Source organism: Tateyamaria armeniaca, from assembly GCF_045797845.1.
In the GTDB taxonomy this organism is placed as follows: Bacteria; Pseudomonadota; Alphaproteobacteria; order Rhodobacterales; family Rhodobacteraceae; genus Tateyamaria; species Tateyamaria armeniaca.
In genome coordinates this window covers 78643-96029 of record NZ_JBHDIY010000004.1, presented here as the reverse complement: position 1 = coordinate 96029, position 17387 = coordinate 78643, and the positions used below count along the sequence as shown (strand labels likewise).

Sequence of the window (17387 nt, the reverse complement as noted above, 5' to 3'; positions counted from 1 at the left end):
CTCGTTAAAGAAGCCGTCGATCAGGCCGTTGGGCGAAAGCAGGCGGGCAAAGTCGGCCATGGCCACATCGGCCTTGGCCCCACGCTCAGACGGATAGCGGTTGGCCAACGCCTGTTCGCAGAACGGCTGGTGCCAGAGCCTGCCATTGCGCGTTGATCGAGGCGCGTGTGCCGTCCGCCGTGATACCGGACGATCCGGACGAAATCTGGGTTGACCAGCGCTGTATCGGACCGGGCGGGCGGTTGGCCCAGCTCCTGAAACCGCACGATGGCCGTTGCCTCGGCGGCCCCTGCCCCGACACTCGCCCGCAAAGCTGAGCTTGTTGAGCTCCTGATAGACCTCGGTCAGGCGCGACATCAATTCGAAAAGCTGCGAGGGGCTGGCCCTCGATCTCTTCGGTAAGGGTGTGCAGCCCGGGAAAAGCGGTCCTCGACAAAGGATCCGGGCGGTGGCGCAGCGGTGCCGCATCCCCGCCTGCCGCGCCCACGCTTGATCGCAGCGTCCCAAGCAGCAGTTGCGCGCGGCTGGACAGCAGCGATTGCGCTTCGAGTGTGCCCACGGCGGTGGCGCCTTCGGCCAGAGGCCGAGGCATCGACCGAGCGTGACTCGGTCAGCTTTGTTTCGTCCGAGATCGCGTTGAGGATGTTGACCAGCGGCGACGTAGGCCCGGACAGCACATTGGTCACCTCGACTGCGTGGCTCAGGCTTTCCATGGGGATGATGTCGATATCGCCAAGGATCTGGTCATAGCGCGAGATGTAATCGGTGTAATACAGGTCCAGCACGTCCCGGCTCATTGCGACCAGCGCGGTTTCGGTCTGTTCGGCCTCGCCGCGCGCGCCCCAGCACCCAGCTTTCGCTTTGCAGACGCTGTGCGGCGCCAGGGCTTCATCGAGGAAGACGTTGTTGAACCCGTCCCACGTAAAGATGCCTTCGACCCCTTCATTCAATGGCTTGCCAGAGGACCGCACGATCACGCGGCTGATGGCAGGGCCACCAATGTCCGTCAGACGCCACTGCGGCAGCGCCTTGGCGCGGGGTGAATTGACGATGGAGTTATAGACCCGCTGGGCCAGCGGCATTTCCGACAGCAACCCCTGAATCCTGTTCCACCAGCGGACCGTTCAGCGCGATTTCGTCCAGTGGCGCATCCAGCATGGCATCAAGGTGCACGGTCAGGCTGTTGCGCAAGGGGTCGCGGGCCTGCCCCTGAAAGGCGACGGACCAATCGAGCGCCATCCACTCCTTGATCAGCTCGGTGTTCATTGGCCCCTGCTGGCCCAGCATCAGGTAGATTTTCAGGCTCTCGTAGAGGAAATCGGTGTTGTTCATGTTGGCCTGCATCTGCTCTTCCAGACGCAGCAACAGGCGGGGCAGCAGGTGTTCGTTTAGCGCAGCGCGGTAGGACTGCCCGGCCTGGTTGCCAATGTGCTTACCCTGATAGAGGCCCCAGGTGAGGGAACGGTCTGGGCTGGGATCACCGGCAGCAGGGTTGGCAGGCATGGCGCGCAGAATGTCGAGCGCGGGCACGATGCCCGGCAGATCACTGTCCTGAATCGGGCTGCCGGGGATTTGCGCGGCGGCGGCACGATAGGCCTCGACGCTTTCTGAGGCTTCGGCCAGCAAAGCGGCATTGCCGATATAGCTGCGCGCCCAGACGGCGGTCATGCCGATGCCGCCAGCAAGGGCGGCGGCGATGGCAACGCGTTTGGTCCAGCGGTATCGGCGTTCGACTTTGTCATCGGCACTGACAAGCCCCGCCTCGGGGAACATCACGCCCTGGAACAGCCGGGTCAGGAAGAACAGAGCGGCCCGTGCCGCGCCCTGTCCCGATGGCCTGACGGCCAATCCCGAAGGTACGCGCCATTCCCATCATCAGACGGTCGATGGGCGTGCCTTCCTGCGTGCCGGATGCGAAATAGACGCCGCGCAGCAGGTGCCGTTTTTCGAAACGGTTGTCCTGAAACACTTCGCTCAGGAACGAACGGGCCGTGGCGCGCACCGAAGCAACCTGAGCCGGAAAGCTGGAAATCAGCGCACGGCGCTGATGATCTGTTTCCTGCTGCATGCGTTCCAGCGACTGCGAGTTCAACTGCGCCAGAAGACCACTGAATTCCTCGTCAAAGGCGGCAACCGGTGACACCTCGGCCTTGGTCTTTTTTGGCAGCGGCAGGGTAAAGCCCCAGACCTGTTCGCGTTCTTCCTTGCCCAGATTGTCAAAGAATTCGGTGAAGCCCGCGATCAGGTCGGATTTGGTAAAGATGATGTAGACCGGGAAACGCACACCCAGCTTTTCGCGCAGTTCGTGCAGGCGGCGACGGATCGCGGCCGCATGGCTTTTCTGGCTCGCCTCGTCCTGCAGTGACAGATCAGACAGGGAAACGGCCACAATCGCGCCGTTGATCGGCTGACGTTTGCGGTGCTTCTTGAGCATTTTGAGGAAACCGAGCCAACCGGCGTTGTCCTCGCTTTCACCACTGTCCTGTGTGGTGTACCGGCCCGCGGTGTCGATCAGGACGGCGTCGTTGGTGAACCACCAGTCGCAATTGCGCGTGCCCCGGACTCCGCCGATACTGGCGGACCCGGTGGTCTTGGCCAGCGGGAAATTCATGCCTGAATTGACCAGCGCAGTAGTCTTCCCTGCACCGGGTGGGCCAATGATGACGTACCACGGCAATTCGTACAAAGACCGCCGACCCAGCTTGGATTTACGCAGGGCCGTCAGCGCTTCGCGCATCTTGCCTTTCAACTCACCCAGTTCGGCCTTGACCAGTTCGTTTTCATCGTCCGAGGTCGTCATCGACGGACTCGACGATGTCTTCTTCCATCTGCTTTTCACGTTTGGCGCGCCGCATGATGATCAGCAGGATCGTGGTCAGCGACAGCAGCAGGATGATGGCGATGGTGATCAGACGGGACAGAACGCTGGCAAAGGGCGCACTTTCTCCAAGAACGAGGAACGGCCCGGCAAACCAGACCAGAAGGGCAAAGGCGATGGCCACGAACAGGGTGATGTTGATGCCCGCACCAAAGCGGAACAGTCTGCGAAGAATCACGTTGCATCCTCCCGAACGAGAACGATTTCAATGCGCCGGTTCTTGGCCCGGCCTTCGCGCGTGGCGTTGTCCGCGATGGGGCTTTTGTCTGCGACACCTTCGGCGGACAGACGATCCGGGTCATTGATCCGGTCCGCCAGCTTGCGCATCACCGCTTCGGCACGGGCCAGCGACAGGGCCTGGTTCGAAGGGAACCGCGAGGACCGGATCGGCACATTGTCCGAATGACCGACAATAATGATGGGCCCCGCTGTGTCGTTGAGCGCCTCGGCCACTTTGTCGAGCGGCGCGCGGAATGCATCCTGCAACACGTCCGAACCCGAACCGAACATGCCTGACCCAGTCAGACGCACAGTGATCGTCTGTTGATCCTGAAACGCCTCGACAATGCCCGCTGCCATTTCCGGCTCAAGGAAACCCTTGACCCGGTTCAACTGCGCTTCTGGCGGTGGGGGCGGCGGTGGCGGTGGGGGCGCACGGCGGAACAGCTCGGCCACAGTGCCGGAATCCAGCACCGACAATTGCCCCAGCACCCGGTCAGTGGACCGGTTCAGCACCCAGCTCAGCGACAGGAACACGGTCAGCATCACCAGTGCGACAGTGGCAGACGTGATCCAGAGCGGTTTCCAGATCGACAGCACCTTGTGCGGTTTGTCCTCGCCCTTCCAATGGGGGGACAGATCCTTTTCAACCACGCCGCGCTGGCCGCGGATAATGCGGGCCAGCCCTGCGCGGATCTGCATGTGTTTGTCGCTGCCATGCTGTTCGACGCGCAAGCGCCCCTCGAACCCAAGTGACAGGCACATGTACAGGAATTCGAGCAAATCGATATTGTTGCCGGGCTCTTTTTCGAGCCGCGCAAGAAGGTCAAAGAACCGGTCCCCGCCCACGGTTTCTTTGTGGAATGTTCCGACCATGGATTGCTGCGCCCAGATCGACTGACCGCCCCATGGGGTGTTCAGCACCACGTCGTCAAGCGTGGCACAAATCGCGTAGCGCGCGATCTTGACGTCCTGCGCATCGACCCCGGCCTGTAATGCACGGTTCTCAAACTCGCGCACTTCGGCCACAACCGAGCGGCGCAGCTTTTCCGGGTCCATGTGCTGGGCGCGGTTGCGAATGCGCGAGACCAGCGAAAACAGGGTGGCGGCAGCGGCATTGATCCGGTTCATGCCGGTCATGCCCTGTTCGACCGAGGGTTCTGTCAGGCTCGCTTCGGGTGCTTGCGCGGCGGGGATGCCCATGGGCTGGCCGGCGGGTTGTGGCGCGGCAGCAGGCGCTGCACCGAAATTCGGACTGGGCGTGGCGGCAGGTTTGGGCGAGATATCACGACGGCCACCGGGATTGGGCCGAATGACCGTGCGGTCGGCGTCATCGGGTTCTGCAAATGGGTCGTTATCGGACATATCACTCTTCCCCGTCTCTGGCGCTTAGCCCTGTCGAATGGCCCACAATTCCATCTTGAGGCCGGGAAATTCACCCGACACATGTACCGCGATCCCGCCCGAGGTCGACATCTTGCCCCAATGGGCGCTGTCGCCGTCCAGTTCGAAATAGACAACGCCCGCATGATACGGAATCTGGCGCGGCGCGACCAGCAGCGGGCGCAGCGGAATTCCGGGCAGGGCCGAGTTGACCAGCTGGCGGATTTCCTCGACGGGTCCGATCTTGGCCTGGTTCTGGAAATGGCGGCGCACGTTTTCGGCCGGGATGTCGGCCTGCACGGCCAGCACGAACCCGGCGGTGGTCAGCAACTTGCGATCGGCGATGATGCCGACGCTGATGCCGTATTTGCGCGGATCCAGCGGGATCGAAATCGCAGTCTGTTCCAGAACCGAGCTCAGATACTGGCGCAGGGTCCGGATCACTGGCTTGAACGTGTCGGTCAGGTTGTCATGTGCATATGGCGGGAATTCAGGCGCGGCCTTGTCATTGGCCATGAATGTCGCAAGCTCACCCGCAAGCCCGATGCAGGTGCGGTACAAGTCCTCGGGATGCACATTTTCGATCTTGTTCATGTGCTCGATGATGGGCTGCATCCGGTTCACGCACATCAGCAGCAGGAAATCCGAAATCTCGGCCACACCTTTGGTGCCGCCCCCTTCTGACAGACGCCCGGACAGCGCGGTCTTGCGGTGGTTCAGCAATCCGTCCAACTCGCGGGCAAAGGCGTTAAGGGCCGCGGCGGCCTGAACGTCCATGCAGGACGGGATAAAACCCTTGTCGAGAACGACCTCGCTGTCGGGTTTGACTTCGATGATCTTGGCGATGGGAATGCACAGACGATCCGCCAGATCGTCGACGGCCAGCGCAAATTGCAAACGCAGCTTGCCCACGCCCATTGTCACGGCCTTTTTGCCCGAGGACGTGACATCCGTCACTTCCAACTCGCCCGGACGCAGGCGGGCGGCGGACAGTTCGGCGCCGGTCATGTCGACCTCAAGGGCGCCCTGACGGCGTTGCGGGACGGTCAGGTAGACAACGCAGTCCTTGATACCTTCAGGCACATCCAGCGCAGGGGGTGATCTTCGGCGGCTGGAACGCGAAACACCGTGCCATCTGGCGTCAGACCCGAACAGGACGTGATGGCGAACTGGCCAAACTTCAGAACTTCTTCATCGATCTCAAGGGTATTCACACCCCACGCATAGGGCCTGACCCGGCGGGCCAGACCGGCCACCAGACTTTCGGTGTGACGGTCGGCCTGCTGAAAATGGTGGGGCTGCAGAAACAGCCCTTCTGTCCACAGCACTTTGCTGTCCCAGGCCATCAGGCGTCCCTCATGTCAATGACGTCGTTCATTTCAATTTGTCCAACTGCTCTTGGTAGGCGCGGGCGAATTCCTTGGCAAACAGCTCCTGGAAATCATTCTCGGCCTGATCGGAGATTTCTGTATACATGCTTTCGTAGATTTCCCAATAACGGGCTTTGCGGCTTTTCAGCATTCCACTCAGGCTCTTGTCCGCGCTGATCTTCTCTTCAAGCACTGCCGGATCGAGTTTCTTGAGGATACCTTTGAGGGCGGCCTCCATGCCCGTCAGCATCGCGACCTCATGTGCCTTGATGTCTTTCAGGGCCTGTTGTGCGGCTTCAGTCGCTTCGAGGTATCCGCGCGGCGTGGGCAGAACCATTGCCTCGATCGCCTGTTCGGGGCTGATCGAGAATTTCAAAGGGTTGTTGCCGCCCAGTTGCAGCATTGTCTTTTCGATGCGGAACTCGGACTTGATCGACTCGCGCGTCATCAGGATTTCACGCAGACCTTCGATGGCAATGCGCAGGACGGATCCCAGACGGCCCATCGTTGCGGGCAGGTCCTGATCCGTGACCCCAAGGTTTTCGGCCCCCAGTTGCGACAGGAAATTGCGCGAGGCTGCGTCCGGTCCGCCCATTGCGGCGGCCGGTGGCGTGGCCTGTTGCGGCGCAGCCGGGTGCGGCGACATGGGCGTCGGTGACGGGGCCACATGGGCACGGCCCGCAGGGGCGGCTGTCTGTGGTGGGATCGGGGCCTGTTGCATTGGCGCGGCAAACGGGTCTGTCGGAATGGCCGTGGCCGCACGCGGTGTCGGCGACAGAAAATCGTCATCCCAGTCGTCCGGGATCGCTGACGGGGATGCAGCGGCCTGTCGGGGCACCTGAAAATGGTCCTGCCCGGCAGCATTGTGGCTGCCGACACTGGCCCCCTGCCCGGCATAGGGGTCGGGTGCGGGGGGCAGAATGCCGTCATCCTCGCCCAAGGGCGGCAACAGCCCGTCATCGCCAACATCGTCGCGCTGCATCACGCCGGGGCCCTTGGGGGCGCCGCGCCCGACAAGCAGGTCGTCAAGGAAATCACCGCCGTCACCGGGGGCATCCAGCAGATCGGCGTTGCTGGGCGCGTTCTGGGCCGAGCCGTGGGATACAGGCGTGTCGGCCACCGGATCAGCCAGAAAATCGCCATCGTCTGCTGACGCGATGCTGACGAGGATTTCATAAGGACCAACAGACAGGATATCACCGTCATTCAGCGGCGTGGGTGTCGTGCCAAGGGCCAGCTTTCCGTAGTTCAGAAAGGTGCCGTTGGTCGAAAAATCGACAACGATCACGTTGCCGTTGTGGTCCTCGATCGCGCAATGGCGTTTGGACAATTCGCGGTTGGGATCAGGCAGCACGACATCATTCTCGTTGCCACGGCCAAGCGTCAGGCTTGGACCGTTCATCACGATAGGATCGCCATTGCCCGGAATGCTACCGGTAGACTGGAAGCGCAGTGTTATCGCCATTCTTGTGTTAGCCGCCCGTCAGAACTGTAGGTGCACCCGCAACAATCGCGCCACCAAGCGAGCACATATCCCCGATGCGCGCGGCAGGCACTTTGCCGATCAGCACGGTCATGGACCCCTTGGCGATCGGGTGTGGGGGAAAGTTGGCCGCAGGGGGCGCAATCAGCCCAAGGCACATGTCCGTGACCCGCGCCGCTGGCATCTTGCACACCAGAACGGTTGGGCAACAAGGCGGCATGATCGGCAAAGGAGACCCCAAAGTGCAGGGACCGGTATGCATGTCTGCAAGGCGGGCTTGGGGGGGCCGGGCATCAGGCAGTTCCTTCCTTGGTTGTCTTTTCGGTTTCTTCAGCCAACTGTATCTTGCCATTGCCACCGCGTGCAATGTCGAGCGCCCGATCTATCGTTACTTCAAAGCATCGGGCCGGAGTCGGGCCGACTTTCAAGGTTTTGAGGTTCATACCAAAGCAACAGGCAGACACCACCCCAACGGGGGCAGCAATATCAGCCATATCGCCTTCGCCAAGGTTTCCGGGGGCATAGTAGGCGGCCGTGGCGCAGGCAGCGGACTTGTCACCCGAAGACTCGTTTTCCAGAACAACGCGCAGTCGCTCACGGTTTTCGACACTCTGGTTCAAACACCCAAGCTTCGGAGGCGGTCAGGCATGCGCTCTTCTCGCCTTCCTCCAGTATGTCGCGACCGGCAATACAGGCCCACCACACGCATTCGCGTGGCGGCAGTGACACGGACAGCAGCCGCAGAATATCGACCGGCGCCTCGGCGGCTTCCAACTCTTCGAGAACGGTCTGTACCGATGCGTTGGCCGGTGACTTCAGCTTGGTCTTGAGCTTGGCATTGGCGGCCGCCAGCAACCGCGCGGCGGGCTGATCCGGATTTTCTTGAGGTTTTCAAATCGTTTGGACATTACTTACCTCAGTTGATCATGGTTGTGCCGCCGTCAAGCGTCAGCACGGCATCTGCCGATACGGTTGTCATCGGAGACGCCACGTCAACCGTTGCCTCGCCTTCTACCGTGACCATGGTGCCTGATATGGTGATCCCGGACATGTCGATCACAATAGAGTTGCCACCCACCGTTAACGAGATTTCCGTGCCTGCCTCGATGGCTATCGACCCCGCGGTTGTCTTGAGTGAGTAGTCACCCGAAGGCAGGGTATGATCCTCGTTGCCGCTTGACACTTCGCGGGTCACGTCGCCGTCGGTGATCGTTTGCGTGTAGTTGCCGGTGATGGTCTGTTCGGCCTCGCCCTCGATCGTTTCGGTGTGGTCCGTCTTGATAAAGATTTCCTGATTGCCCGTATCCACGGAAAAGATGTGGTCGCCGGTTTCAATCGTTTCGGTCTTGGTGTGATAGATGTTCTGGGTCAGATCGCCCGGGTCCATCTTGTCATGACCGATCTTCACAACTGCATTGTTCTCGATGGTCTGGAAATAGTCCTTTTCCGAGTGCATGCGGATGAATTCCTCATCCTTTTTGTCCTCGAACACCAGTTCGTTGTAATTGCTGGCGGCACCTTCCTTGGTGGACCGGGTCTTGATCCCGGTTTGGGTCTTGTTGGCATCAAGCGCATAGGGCGGCATTGTGTCGGCATTATACAGCATACCCGTGCAGATCGGGCGATCCGGGTCGCCTTCTTCAAACTGGATGACAACTTCCTGACCGATCCGGGGAATGTGGATCATGCCCCAGTTCTTGCCGGTCCACGGCATGACGCAACGCACCCAGCAGGTCGTGTTTTCGTTGTTCTCGCCCAGACGGTCCCAGTGGAACTGTACTTTGATGCGGCCATATTGGTCGGTGTAGATTTCCTCGCCGGACGGGCCGGTGACAACGGCGGTCTGCAGACCCATCGAACGGGGCCATTTCGTGACTTGCGGCGCGCGGAACTGTTCGCTTTTCGGGATCACATCGAACACGATGCGGTAGGTGTCGGTGTTGTCCTCGTCCACGGGCAACGTGCTGTCAAACAGCGGCTTCTTCGTCTCTGCATCTTCGTAATCCGTTTCGATCTGCAGATGGTGCACGGCGCGGGTGACAAGGTAGTCGATGTTGTTGGACTTGCGCGGATGATCGACCAGTTTGAAGGTCTGCCCGGCACCCAAGGTACGTACGTTCCCGGCCCCGCGCGACAGCTTGTGGCGCACAGCTTCGGCTTCCATACGCACTTTGACAAAGGCATCGTCCACGCCCGGCGTCCGGTTGTGCCCGGGATACATGTAGTGCTCAAAGCTCTTTTTGTTGTGGTCCCCCTTGGGCATGGTTTTGACTTTTTTCAGCTCGGTCTTGGGCTTGTCAAAATCATAGTCTTCCATGGTGACCTTGCCGCTGGTCACAACGGTGGTCTCACTCCAGTCAAAGATGTGATCGTTGTCGCGGCGATATTCGCCACCTTCCTTGAAGGCAAAGTCGATCTTGGCAGCTTTGGGGGTGGGCTTGTGGGCACTGATGCTGTCGGCCAGCACCATCTTCAGTTTCTTGTCGTCCTGAATGAAGTAGTAATAAATTCCTTCTTCTTCCATCAGACGCGAGATGAATTCGAAATCGCTTTCGTTGTACTGCACACAGTAGGTGCGCGCCTTGTAGCTGCCTGTCGTCTCCTGTTTGACGTCTGACCAGAAGCCGTAGGGGTCCATCACCTGTTTGATGATGTCCAGAACGTGCAATTCCTGAAAGATGCGGTTTTCACGGGTGCGGGTCAGGAACCACAGCCACGGACGCACTTCGGCCACGAAATGCGACATCCCCTGATAAAGACCAACGTAATCGACGGACACGCAGGTCCCGGTAAAAAACCGGTCCTCGTCGTCTTCGTCCTTTTGACCCAGATGGATGGTCGAACCAAGAATGTCCTGCAGGTCCAGCGCCTCGTTGCTGGACAGGAACTCAACGGTGGTTTCCGTCAGGGTGCTCAGTCCCTCGATGATACGCGCATTCTTCAGGTTGACTGGCGTGGACGTATATGTGCCCTCCATCCAGACCTTGCGGCCTTCAAGCTCAAGTTCCCTATCTGCCATTTCAATTCTCCTTGGCCCTAACGTGGGCCTTATTCGTCCGCTTCAATCAAATACTTATCTTCACGCAATCTCTTGACGATCTCGGGATGGATCACCCAGCAGGCCGCCAATGAAAAGTCTTCGCCAAGGATGCGCTTGGCGTCAAAAATGGTGTCAAAGTTCACGCACAGAATGGGTGTTGGAAATTCCCCATCCGCCAGCAAAAGCTGGTTCAGGAACTCGTCACCTTTATACACGTAGTAACTGCGTTTCTCGATTCCCAACAAAATGATCGGGGGTTCGTCCCCGTCGCCGGGGCCTTTTCCTGGTATTCCGTTCAGTGCGTTCATTCAAAGGCCCTCCAGCAAGGCGGCAAGCTCCGGATCCATTTCGTCATCATCGTCGTCTGATGCGTCGTCATCGTCGTCGTCAAAGCCCGCCAGCAGATCATCCAGTGACGTGTCATCGTCCCCGTCATCTGTCGGCGTATCATCCTCAAGCCCGGCGAGCAGATCGTCAAGCGATGTATCGTCGTTTGCGGCATCGTCGTCATCGCCGACGGTCGCGTCAATCTCCACGTCCAGATCAGGCGATTTGGGCGCCTTGCGCGGGGCGGGCACCGCATCCTGCCGAGGGGCCTGCAATCGTGTCGCCCCCAAGCGAACGGAACGATCCAAGCCGGATGGCATTGCGCCCCTTCATCCACAAGACGGGCATATATCCACGCCCAAGTGTAGCCTGCGCGGGATCACTTGTCAGGTTGCGTTCTGTACACGGTAGCGCGACCTGATCCCCATAGCGGTCATTGACATAAGTAAACGGCAGATCATCCAGCGTCATCATCGACCCAAGGTCCATGGCCTTGCCGTCTTTCTTGTAGGTCGCCGCCAGCAGGATGGCGATCAGCACAACGGGATTGGCCCACAACATGCCTTTGAGGCCGGTCTTGGGCGAGAATTCCTCATACTCGAACGCATAGACCGGGTCGGATTTGGCACCATAGGGCTGGCGCAACAGGAAGCGGGGCGAGGCAAGGGCGACATAAGCCGCCTCCGGCATCTTGCGCAGCGTGTCCCAGTTCTTGGCCACCAGCGGATGCCGGTCCTCGGGGTCGGTGTCGAGATAGTTGGGCGACATCGCTGAAAAGAACGGCGCATCCACATGCAAACCCACCTGCCCGATCCGGGCCAGCAACTCCGCATGGGGCGGCGTTTCCTCAAACGTATAAAGCCCGAACAGCGCCGAAAAGCCGCCTGCCCCTTCCTCCGGCTCCAGCACATCGGTGACCAGCTTGAACAGCCCGCTTTCCGACAGATCCTCTTGTGCGGCAAGATCGGCGGCCAGTTCTTCGGCCGACACATCGTAGAGCACGATTTCCAGCTTCACATCCGTCTCGATCCGCCGCGCCAGCAGATCAAGCGAGCGCCACTGCGCTTCAATCGCTTGGAATTCGGGATGGTGCAGGATCAGGTTCATCGCAGAACTCAGCGCTTCGTCCACTGCCGCCTGCATCGCTGCAGCACCGGCATCCGGGGCCTTGACCACGTGGGGCCCGATGATCTGCGCGATCAGTTGATCGGCTGGGCCCAATTCGGTCAGCGTGCCGCGCGTGTCCCCGATCAACGCCTGAAAATCGCTGAGTTTGAGGTTGGTGGGCATCGACGACCCGGCAGATTTCTTGGGCAGCTTGATCGGCGTCGCATAGGTTTCGGACCACGACTTTAACTGTTCCACGGCCTTGTCGGCCATCGACCCGACGCCAAGTTGGCGGCGCACGCCCGAGATGGCGTCGAACAGCTCGACATTGTCATAAAGCTCGTCAGGGTGCAGGTCGTCCATCTCACCCAGCTTGATCTCGACACCCGTGCCGCCCTCACCGATGGGCAGGACCAGCGTGGTGCCAAAGCCTTCGATGACCTCGTCAATGGTGTCGACATCCAGCGGGATCGCCTTGCGGTTGGCCAGCGCCTCGCCCGTTTCCATCAACCCGCGCGCGGCTCGGCCCGTAAAGTCGCCAAAGACGGCCATGCGGAATTTCGTGCGGTTCAGGTCCGCGCGGCTCGGTCGTGGCAGGCTGATCATGCCAAAGGGCGATTGCGTCGGCCCGGTGTCTTCGGGTGTTTCGGCTTCGGCATTCTCTGGTTCGTCGGCCTCTGTCACGCTGTCATCGTCACCTTCCAGCTCGCCCAACAATGCGGCCAGATCATCATCGCCCTCGTCTTCCGCGTCGCTGTCATCGTCCAGACCCGCCAGCAGCGCATCCAGATCGTCGTCCCCATCCGCGTCGTCATCGCCGGCGTCATCATCATCCAGACTGGCCAGCAGGGCATCCATATCATCATCGGATGCGTCCTCATCCCCATCAGGTGCATCGCTGTCGTCATCTGTATCCAGACTGGCCAAAAGCGCGTCCATGTCGTCGTCAGACGAGTCTGTGTCCGTTGTGTCGTCTTCTAGACCTGCAAGTATGTCGTCTAAATCGTCGCTCTCTTCGCCACTGTCGTCAGGCGCGTCCAAGCCCGCCAGCAGCGCGTCCATGTCATCGTCCGATGTGTCCGTGTCCGCGTCATCGCTGTCCAGCCCTGCGAGGATATCGTCCAAATCGTCATCACTGTCATCGCTCTCGTCGGGTGTCTCCAACCCGGCGAGTAAAGCGTCCACGTCGTCCTCAGCCGCTTCAGGCGCGGCGTCATCCGTATCGAGCCCGGCAAGGATGTCGTCCAGATCATCGCCATCCGTATCCGCGTCCTCATCCGTCTCCAGCGCGCCCAGAATGTCGTCAAGATCATCCTGTGCATCCTCCTCTGGTGCCGGGGCATCGAGGTCAGCCAGAATGTCATCGAGATCGTCGGTGTCCTCGGCTTGCGCCTCAGGCGCATCGAGGCCCGCCAGTACATCGTCTGCCGCGTCTTCGGTTTCCACAGCTTCCTCGGGTTCATCGAGGCCCGACAGGATGTCGTCGAGATCGTCTGTCTCTGCTGGTTCCTCGGCGGGCGAGTCGAGACTTGCAAGCACATCACCAACATCATCGCCGACGTCCTCTGCCTCATCCGGTGTGTCGAGACCCGAAAGGATGTCTTCCAGGTCGTCCGCCCGTTCGGTTTCCTCGGCTGGCGAGTCGAGGCTTGCAAGAACGTCCCCGACCTCGTCATCTTCTTCCGTGGCCTCGTCGGGTGTATCGAGACCCGACAGGATATCATCCAGATCGTCCGTCTCTTCCGGCTCTTCGGCGGGTGCATCCAGCCCGGCAAGCACATCACCAACATCGTCGCCGTCGTCCTCGGCCTCGTCCGGCGCATCAAGGCCCGACAGGATGTCATCAAGATCGTCGGCTTCGTCCGCGTCCTCGACGGGTGCATCTAACCCTGCGAGCACATCGCCGACTGCATTACCGTCATCTTCGGCGTCCGGCTTCGCTTCTATGCCGCCCAGCACATCGTCTAGGTCGGTGTCCTCGACCTCCGCGACCTCGGGCTCTTCCAGCGCGCCCAGAATGTCGTCCGAGGTGTCCTCTTCGACGGTCTCAGCCACCTCTTCGATACCCGCAAGGACATCGGCGGTGGTGTCTTTCTCCGGTGTGTCTTCGATCTGCTCGATACCGGCCAGCACATCAGCGGCTGTGTCCTCCTCCGGGGCATCTTCAACCTGCTCGATACCGGCAAGAACGTCGGCGGTTGTATCGTCCTCGGGCGCATCTTCGACATGTTCGATCCCGGCAAGAACGTCAGCGCTTGTGTCCTCTTCGGGTGTGTCTTCGACTTCCTCGATGTTTGCGAGGACATCGGCGGTCGTGACCTCCTCCGGAGCCTCGTCCACTTGTTCTATGCTCGCAAGGACATCGGCGGTGGTATCTTCTTCCGGCGCCTCCTCGACCTGCTCAATACTCGCAAGAACATCGGCGGTGGCGTCCTCTTCAGGAGCGTCCTCGACTTGTTCAATCCCGGCGAGCACGTCGGCAGTGGTGTCTTCCTCGGGGGTCTCCTCGACATTTTCAATGCCTGCAAGAATGTCAGAAGCGGTGTCTTCCTCAGGTGTGTCGACAACCTGCTCAATTCCAGCAAGGACGTCTGAAGTCGTGTCCTCTTCCGGCACGTCCTCGACCTGTTCAATGCCAGCGAGCACATCGGCAGTGATGTCTTCTTCGGGTGCGTCTTCGACTTGTTCGATGCTCGCGAGAACGTCGGCGGTTGTGTCCACTTCAGGCTTGTCCTCGACCTGCTCTATTCCGGCAAGGACGTCGGCAGTCTTATCTTCTTCAGGCACGTCTTCGACATGCTCGATGCCCGCGAGAACATCAGCGGCTACGTCTTCTTCCGGCACGTCCTCAACCTGCTCGATACCTGCAAGGACGTCCGCCGTTGTGTCCTTTTCCGGCGCATCCTCTACCTGTTCGATCCCAGCGAGCACATCGGCGGTGGTGTCTTCTTCCGGCGCATCTTTAACCTGCTCAATGCCTGCCAGAACGTCAGCAGTGGTGTCCTCCTCGGGCACATCTTCGACCCGTTCAATACCGGCGAGCACATCCGCGCTCGTGTCTTCCTCGGGCGCATCCTCCACCCGGTCGATCCCGGCAAGGACATCGGCGGCTTCGTCGGTTTGGGGGGCGTCCTCGGGCGTGATGGCACGCAAGGAGTCCAAGGCGTCATCCATGGCTGCTGCGGCACCGACGCCTGCGGTCAGGGACTTCAGCAGTTCGGGTTTGCCAAGGATTTCCTCGATGAGCGCTTCGGCCCCTGCCTTGCCGTCCATATAGGTCATCAGGTTGGACAGTTGGGTGCGCGCCTCAAGCAGCGGCTTGAGGAGTATCGACATTTTCAGCAATCGCGGCCGGGCTGAAATCCGACATTTTGTTGAAGGTCAGATCGACGGCCAGGTTGCCCTCTCCTGTCAGGGTGTTGGGCACGGTGAAGGCGGCGCGCGGGGCCATCGACTTCATCCGCTCGTCAAAGTTGTCGACGTCGATCTCAAGGAACTTGCGGTCGGCAATCGACGGTTGGGGAACCTCGGACTTGCCCGCAAGGTCAGACATCACACCCATCACAAAGGGCAATTGCACCTTCTTCTCGGCGCCATAAAGCTCCACGTCGTATTCTATCTGGACGCGGGGGGCGCGGTTGCGGGCTATGAACTTCTGGGAACTCATGCGCCACCTTCCCGGGCTTTGCGCAACTCTTCACTCAGGGCGTCGACCTTGGCGGTCAGCTCAAGCACATGGGCGTCGACCTGATCGGTTTCCTGACGAACCAGCGCGCGCAGCTTTTCGAACTCGGCCTCGGTCTCTTCCTCCACGGCGGACTGCATGGTGTTGACCAGCAGACCGATGAACAGGTTGAGCACCGAAAACGCGGTGATCACGATGAAGGGCACAAAGAAGGCCCACGCCGTCGGATACACTTCCATAACCGGGCGCACGATGCCCATGGACCAGGATTCAAGAGTCATGATCTGGAACAGGGAATAAAGAGATCGGCCAAGGGTGCCGAACCATTCATCAAAGCTGTTGCCATACATGATCGTGGCCATGACGCCAAAGACGTAGAACACGATCGAGATCATGACGATCACAGCACCCATGCCCGGCAAGGCATCCAGCAGCGCCTGAACAACCGCACGCATCTGCGGGATAACGGACAGCAATCGCAAGGCCCGAATGACGCGCAGACCGCGCAAAGCAGACAGACCGGCCGTCGCAGGCAACAGGCCCACGGACACAACACCAAGATCAAAGATGTTCCACGAGTTGCGGAAAAAGCTCAGACCATAGGCATAGAGTTTCAGCAGCAATTCGATCACGAAGATGGTCAGGACCGTCTTGTCGATCACACGCAGCACACCGCCAAAGTTGGCCTGCGCCCAGTCTGACGTGCTGATGCCAAGCGTGATGGCGTTGAAAATGATCAACGTCATGATCGCGTTCACGACGCGGTCTTCCTCAAGAAAGGCGCGCAGCCGGGCACGCGCAGACCCGTTATGCGAGGCTGCTGCCAACTCTTCGGTTTTGCCTGATCCTTCGGTCATTGCATCTCCATCCGGTCGGTAATTCGACCTATTTCAGATCTTTCTGAACAGCCTTGAACGCCTTTTGCAGGCCCTGCATTTCCTTCACGGCGGTGTCAGCCGTCTTTTGCAGACCCTTCATCTTGTTGAACTCGCTTTCGGCCATCTTGGCCTTGTGGCCGTCCATTTTGCCGTCCTTGAGGTCCTTGGCATATCCGACGAGGGCCGCGGTCATCTTGTCGATGTCCTTGTCCAGCTGTTGCAGCGGGCCAAGCACCTTCTTGTCCATGACCTTCTTGCCAAAGGCCGACACTTCACCCTTGGGATTGTCAGCCATCTTCTTGCCGTTTGCAGACAGATACTTGGCGACATTCTGGGCGGTCTTGCCGGTGTCATTGAGAATCTTGAGGGCCTCGGCGATCTCTTTCTTGGCCGATTCCTGGGCGGCTTTGACGTCCTTGCCGCCGGATTCCGCCTGATGGATGCTCTTGGCAGAAGTGATGGCAATCTCCAGCGGCGCGCTGAACACCTTGTCGGCCTCCAGCCGTCCGACTTCCGCCATTGCCTTCTTGCCAAGGGCCAGCCCGGCCTTGGCATCGGCCACACCGGATTCCAGCTCTTCGAGGGCGGTTGAACACTTCTCTTCGATCTCGGACTGGCTGGTCTTGATGGCCAGTTTGACGGCGGCAATCACCTTGTTGTGCTCTTTGGGCGACTTGGCTTTGTCGGCCAGCTTTTCCGCGTCGGAAATGCGGTTCGCGAGGATCTGCAATTCGGGACGGACAAGGGCCGGCAGCGCGTTTTTCAGCTTGCTGTCATTCCACTTGGCCGGGTTCAGTTCGACCTTCTGAGAATAGGTGATCTTCTTGGGGAACAGCTTGACGATGTCTTTTTCAGAGTTCACCCACTTGATGAGCTCGCCCTTCATCTCCTTTTGCCATGGAACTTCCAGTTTTGCGGTCATTGCCTTGTTTCCGTCAGCAGCCATCTTTTGATCCTCTGTCAAATCGTGTTTCGTTTACTGCAACGCAGTCCGGTGTCAGGCCGCGTAGCATAGTT

The 17387-nt window shown here is 59.8% G+C and carries 15 protein-coding genes and 2 pseudogenes; all 17 read right to left on the bottom strand.

Annotation, left to right across the window (positions count from 1 at the left end; all coding sequences use genetic code 11):
* Positions 1 to 356: 356 nt before the first annotated feature.
* The 17 genes and pseudogenes from ACERZ8_RS21720 to ACERZ8_RS21640 all read right to left on the bottom strand — a co-directional run bounded on the left by ACERZ8_RS21720 (position 357) and on the right by ACERZ8_RS21640 (position 17316).
* Complete coding sequence (locus ACERZ8_RS21720; protein WP_407594569.1) at positions 357 to 1094, bottom strand: ImcF-related family protein; 738 nt, start codon at positions 1092 to 1094, stop codon at positions 357 to 359.
* A complete protein-coding gene (locus tag ACERZ8_RS21715) occupies positions 1057 to 1773 on the bottom strand; it encodes an ImcF-related family protein (protein ID WP_407594567.1) in 717 nt (238 codons plus the stop codon). The genes ACERZ8_RS21720 and ACERZ8_RS21715 overlap by 38 nt, the downstream gene beginning before the upstream one ends.
* Complete coding sequence (tssM, locus tag ACERZ8_RS21710; RefSeq protein WP_407594565.1) at positions 1739 to 2800, bottom strand: type VI secretion system membrane subunit TssM; 1062 nt, start codon at positions 2798 to 2800, stop codon at positions 1739 to 1741. Before tssM ends, ACERZ8_RS21715 begins: the two co-directional genes overlap by 35 nt.
* On the bottom strand, positions 2781 to 3056 hold the full coding sequence (locus ACERZ8_RS21705) for a hypothetical protein (protein ID WP_407594563.1): 276 nt from the start codon (positions 3054 to 3056) through the stop codon (positions 2781 to 2783). Before ACERZ8_RS21705 ends, tssM begins: the two co-directional genes overlap by 20 nt.
* Positions 3053 to 4462, bottom strand: a complete 1410-nt coding sequence (icmH, locus tag ACERZ8_RS21700; RefSeq protein ID WP_407594561.1) for a type IVB secretion system protein IcmH/DotU — start codon at positions 4460 to 4462, stop codon at positions 3053 to 3055. Before icmH ends, ACERZ8_RS21705 begins: the two co-directional genes overlap by 4 nt.
* Before the next feature lie 24 nt (positions 4463 to 4486).
* Positions 4487 to 5826, bottom strand: a pseudogene (tssK, locus tag ACERZ8_RS21695) (type VI secretion system baseplate subunit TssK).
* A gap of 28 nt (positions 5827 to 5854) precedes the next feature.
* Complete coding sequence (tagH, locus tag ACERZ8_RS21690; RefSeq protein ID WP_407594559.1) at positions 5855 to 7315, bottom strand: type VI secretion system-associated FHA domain protein TagH; 1461 nt, start codon at positions 7313 to 7315, stop codon at positions 5855 to 5857.
* A gap of 7 nt (positions 7316 to 7322) precedes the next feature.
* Positions 7323 to 7553, bottom strand: a complete 231-nt coding sequence (locus ACERZ8_RS21685) for a PAAR domain-containing protein (protein ID WP_407594577.1) — start codon at positions 7551 to 7553, stop codon at positions 7323 to 7325.
* Positions 7554 to 7626: 73 nt separating this feature from the next.
* Positions 7627 to 7953, bottom strand: a complete 327-nt coding sequence (locus tag ACERZ8_RS21680; protein WP_407594557.1) for a DUF6931 family protein — start codon at positions 7951 to 7953, stop codon at positions 7627 to 7629.
* The gene (locus tag ACERZ8_RS21675; RefSeq protein WP_407594555.1) at positions 7928 to 8188 is read right to left on the bottom strand and encodes a DUF6931 family protein; all 261 of its coding nucleotides are present in this window, start codon (positions 8186 to 8188) and stop codon (positions 7928 to 7930) included. Before ACERZ8_RS21675 ends, ACERZ8_RS21680 begins: the two co-directional genes overlap by 26 nt.
* Before the next feature lie 61 nt (positions 8189 to 8249).
* Positions 8250 to 10352 (bottom strand): type VI secretion system Vgr family protein, encoded by a 2103-nt coding sequence (locus ACERZ8_RS21670; RefSeq protein ID WP_407594553.1) that lies wholly within the window; start codon positions 10350 to 10352, stop codon positions 8250 to 8252.
* 29 nt (positions 10353 to 10381) lie between these two features.
* Positions 10382 to 10681 carry a hypothetical protein gene (locus ACERZ8_RS21665; protein WP_407594551.1) on the bottom strand — a complete coding sequence of 100 codons (300 nt, stop codon included), beginning with the start codon at positions 10679 to 10681 and terminating at the stop codon, positions 10382 to 10384.
* Positions 10682 to 10909, bottom strand: coding sequence for a hypothetical protein (locus tag ACERZ8_RS21660; RefSeq protein ID WP_407594550.1), 228 nt, complete (start codon positions 10907 to 10909; stop codon positions 10682 to 10684).
* 7 nt (positions 10910 to 10916) lie between these two features.
* The gene (locus ACERZ8_RS21655; protein WP_407594575.1) at positions 10917 to 14981 is read right to left on the bottom strand and encodes a type VI secretion system contractile sheath domain-containing protein; all 4065 of its coding nucleotides are present in this window, start codon (positions 14979 to 14981) and stop codon (positions 10917 to 10919) included.
* 21 nt (positions 14982 to 15002) lie between these two features.
* A pseudogene (gene tssB / locus ACERZ8_RS21650) lies at positions 15003 to 15474 on the bottom strand (type VI secretion system contractile sheath small subunit); the annotation flags it as partial.
* Positions 15471 to 16349 carry an ion transporter gene (locus ACERZ8_RS21645; protein WP_407594548.1) on the bottom strand — a complete coding sequence of 293 codons (879 nt, stop codon included), beginning with the start codon at positions 16347 to 16349 and terminating at the stop codon, positions 15471 to 15473. The gene ACERZ8_RS21645 and the pseudogene tssB, both read right to left, overlap by 4 nt.
* A 28-nt stretch (positions 16350 to 16377) precedes the next feature.
* A complete protein-coding gene (locus tag ACERZ8_RS21640; RefSeq protein WP_407594546.1) occupies positions 16378 to 17316 on the bottom strand; it encodes a hypothetical protein in 939 nt (312 codons plus the stop codon).
* Positions 17317 to 17387 lie beyond the last annotated feature (71 nt).

Coding starts and splice junctions, on each gene's coding strand:
- ACERZ8_RS21715 (WP_407594567.1), bottom strand. CDS start 1,773: ATGTTCCCCGAGGCGGGGCTTGTCAGTGCCGATGACAAAGTCGAACGC.
- tssM (WP_407594565.1), bottom strand. CDS start 2,800: ATGACGACCTCGGACGATGAAAACGAACTGGTCAAGGCCGAACTGGGT.
- icmH (WP_407594561.1), bottom strand. CDS start 4,462: ATGTCCGATAACGACCCATTTGCAGAACCCGATGACGCCGACCGCACG.
- tagH (WP_407594559.1), bottom strand. CDS start 7,315: ATGGCGATAACACTGCGCTTCCAGTCTACCGGTAGCATTCCGGGCAAT.
- ACERZ8_RS21685 (WP_407594577.1), bottom strand. CDS start 7,553: ATGCCGCCTTGTTGCCCAACCGTTCTGGTGTGCAAGATGCCAGCGGCG.
- ACERZ8_RS21670 (WP_407594553.1), bottom strand. CDS start 10,352: ATGGCAGATAGGGAACTTGAGCTTGAAGGCCGCAAGGTCTGGATGGAG.
- ACERZ8_RS21665 (WP_407594551.1), bottom strand. CDS start 10,681: ATGAACGCACTGAACGGAATACCAGGAAAAGGCCCCGGCGACGGGGAC.
- ACERZ8_RS21655 (WP_407594575.1), bottom strand. CDS start 14,981: ATGGATGACGCCTTGGACTCCTTGCGTGCCATCACGCCCGAGGACGCC.
- ACERZ8_RS21645 (WP_407594548.1), bottom strand. CDS start 16,349: ATGACCGAAGGATCAGGCAAAACCGAAGAGTTGGCAGCAGCCTCGCAT.
- ACERZ8_RS21640 (WP_407594546.1), bottom strand. CDS start 17,316: ATGGCTGCTGACGGAAACAAGGCAATGACCGCAAAACTGGAAGTTCCA.